Genomic DNA, 2401 nt, shown 5'->3' with positions numbered 1-2401 from the left:
ATTATGGCGAGCTGCACGATGTGCTGGTTCCATGTATGCGCGAGGCCGATAGATTAAATGTACCAATATCCATAGCATTGGTAAAAAAGATATTGAATGTAAATGAAGTTGAAATTTTTAACGCCCATTAAAATTGCCTAAAACAATAAATAAATCAGCTGCGATTCAGAAAATTTTAACCGTAGCAAATATTCAGAATCAAAATGTATCAAAATTACAATGGAAAGGGAGATGGCTTGAAGCATTTGGCAGACCTCAAGATAAAGGTGTCTGGTTTATTTGGGGAGTTTCTGGAAGCGGTAAAAGTAGCTTTCTAATGCAATTAGCAAAAGCAATGGCCGAATTAGGATATAAAACACTTTTAAATCTATGCGAGGAAGAGCCAGACGATACGGATTATATAGATAGAACCGAACTGTTTACCATGAATGAAGTTGAAGATTGCTTTTACACACAGAATTACACGTTCAAAGAAATGATGATTTATTTAAATAAAAAGAATGCACCCAAAGTAGTAATAATAGACTCCATTAAGGATATGACGTCTAGCTATGATGACTACTTGGACTTGAAGAGGCTGGCTCTTAAAAAACAAATCATTCTGATCATAACGGGTCAAGCTGAAGGAAAAAATCCAAGAACGGAATTTGAAAAGTCAATAAGGTACAACGCTAAAATGAAAATATATGTAAACGGCTTCCTGGCGCAATGTCAGGGTAGAACCATAGGAGAAAACGGCGGACGCTTTATTGTCTACCAAAAAGGCTACGATATGCTACGTGGCGAATCATAACAATAACAAACCGAAACAATGAAAAAACAAGTCTTACAAATTTTACAAATGGATGCAGACGCTTACTACATGTTAGTTATGGACTGTTATCTGGAATGGTGCGCTTCCAAAAGCAAGAACCAAAAATCACTTCAAAAGTTATTAATATCCAAACCGCTTTTTAACTGGTGGTACAAATGCTTGGAATTTGAAGAGCGCAAATTTGTCTACCAAGGTAAAGCGTACATCGGGAAGCTATCGCCAGAACTAGCCATAGACTTCTACAAGGAAACCATTAGCCCAATTAACAAACTATTCTCTAAACCTTTAATGAAAAAAGCCTATGACAGCTAGAGAACTCGAAAACAAAATAGCCGACCTCGGTTTTGGCTAGATCACAACCCGAACCATCCAGACAAAGCGCAAAATGCAAATTTGCTTTTGCATTATCAATTTAAACTATCTCAAAAAAACAAATTAACAATTTAAAATATTAAAACCTATGGCAGAACAATATGCAACAATTAAAATCAACATCGAAAATGGCGAATGTGACGCTAGCGTAGATGGACACGTAGTAGACATAGTTGAGGGATTAGCCCACATGCTAATTAAATCTAATGAAATGTTGCGCTTTTTTAAGGCAGCCGTCGAAGTAACTGAATTACATAACAACGAATTAAAGAAGAAATAGTATGAACACAGAAACACAAACCGTTGACCTTTCAACACTAACTGCAGACCAGCTGCAGGCTGAATTAAAAAGACGCCAATTAGCCGAAAATGAAAAGGCCTTAAAAGCTAAAAAGGTGTACGAATCAGATAATGAGGACTTCATTATAAACGCCGTTTCCAAGGCTAAACAATTACGTCGGGAACTGGACGAGTTTAAAAAAATTACCATAAAGCAGGCCAATGATTTATACATCCGCATGTACCACCTAGAGGGCAAAGAGCCTAAAGAGGTTAAAACATTTAGCCGCATCAATAAAGCTGGAGACATGAAGGTGACTGTAGATATGCAAGAACGCTTCGCCTTTACCGATGAAGCGGAGGTGCATATAGACGCTATTCAAGATATTTTTAAAAACAAGTTTCAGGACCGCAACAAAGGATTCTACCGCGTTTGGGAAAAAACCATGATGCGCAACGGTAAAGGCGAGTTCGACCCGAAGCTTCTGGCCAAGGCAAGAACCGAAGTTAGAGAGTTGGGCGACGATGAACTGATTAGCCGCTTTGATAAGCTTGACGAGTGCCAGACCGTAATTGGTAGCAGCTTGTATTGTCGAATCTATGCAAGAGACGACAAGAACAAATGGCAGGATATTTCGCTAAACTTTTCAAGCCTGTAATATGGTAAATACCCACCATACCATAAACGATGAAAACAGCAAGAACCACCAGCGCCAAAAGGCACTAAAAGCCTTGGCGCTTGCCAAACAACTGGAAGCCAAAAAACTGAAGGCTGGAGCAACCCATACACGCATTGATAAAAAAACCTTTAAACTAAACACAGATCGCATGGCAGTAGAAATTCAACAATTTCATGATAACGAAGTACTCGTAAACAACAAATTAATAATACAAGACCAGGAAGGCGTTTGGAAGGCCAAAATAGAGCTTACCAAT

General features: G+C 38.4%; 5 protein-coding genes. All 5 read left to right on the top strand.

Annotated elements, in window-relative coordinates:
* The first annotated feature begins 133 nt into the window (after positions 1–133).
* On the top strand, positions 134–793 hold the full coding sequence (locus tag ES675_RS16290) for an ATP-binding protein (protein WP_066257102.1): 660 nt from the start codon (positions 134–136) through the stop codon (positions 791–793).
* A gap of 18 nt (positions 794–811) precedes the next feature.
* Positions 812–1126, top strand: coding sequence for a hypothetical protein (locus ES675_RS16285; protein ID WP_148367578.1), 315 nt, complete (start codon positions 812–814; stop codon positions 1124–1126).
* A gap of 148 nt (positions 1127–1274) precedes the next feature.
* Complete coding sequence (locus ES675_RS16280) at positions 1275–1466, top strand: hypothetical protein (protein ID WP_066257021.1); 192 nt, start codon at positions 1275–1277, stop codon at positions 1464–1466.
* A 1-nt stretch (position 1467) separates the two neighbouring features.
* Entirely contained in the window at positions 1468–2124 is a 657-nt protein-coding gene (locus ES675_RS16275; protein ID WP_066257090.1) for a DUF3164 family protein, read from the top strand.
* A 1-nt stretch (position 2125) separates the two neighbouring features.
* A partial coding sequence (locus ES675_RS16270; RefSeq protein ID WP_148367576.1) for a hypothetical protein occupies positions 2126–2401 on the top strand: 276 nt, incomplete at its 3' end.

The organism is Algorimicrobium algoritergicola, from assembly GCF_008086165.1.
Taxonomy (GTDB): domain Bacteria; phylum Bacteroidota; class Bacteroidia; order Flavobacteriales; family Flavobacteriaceae; genus Algorimicrobium; species Algorimicrobium algoritergicola.
This window is presented reverse-complemented; position numbering and strand designations above follow the sequence as displayed.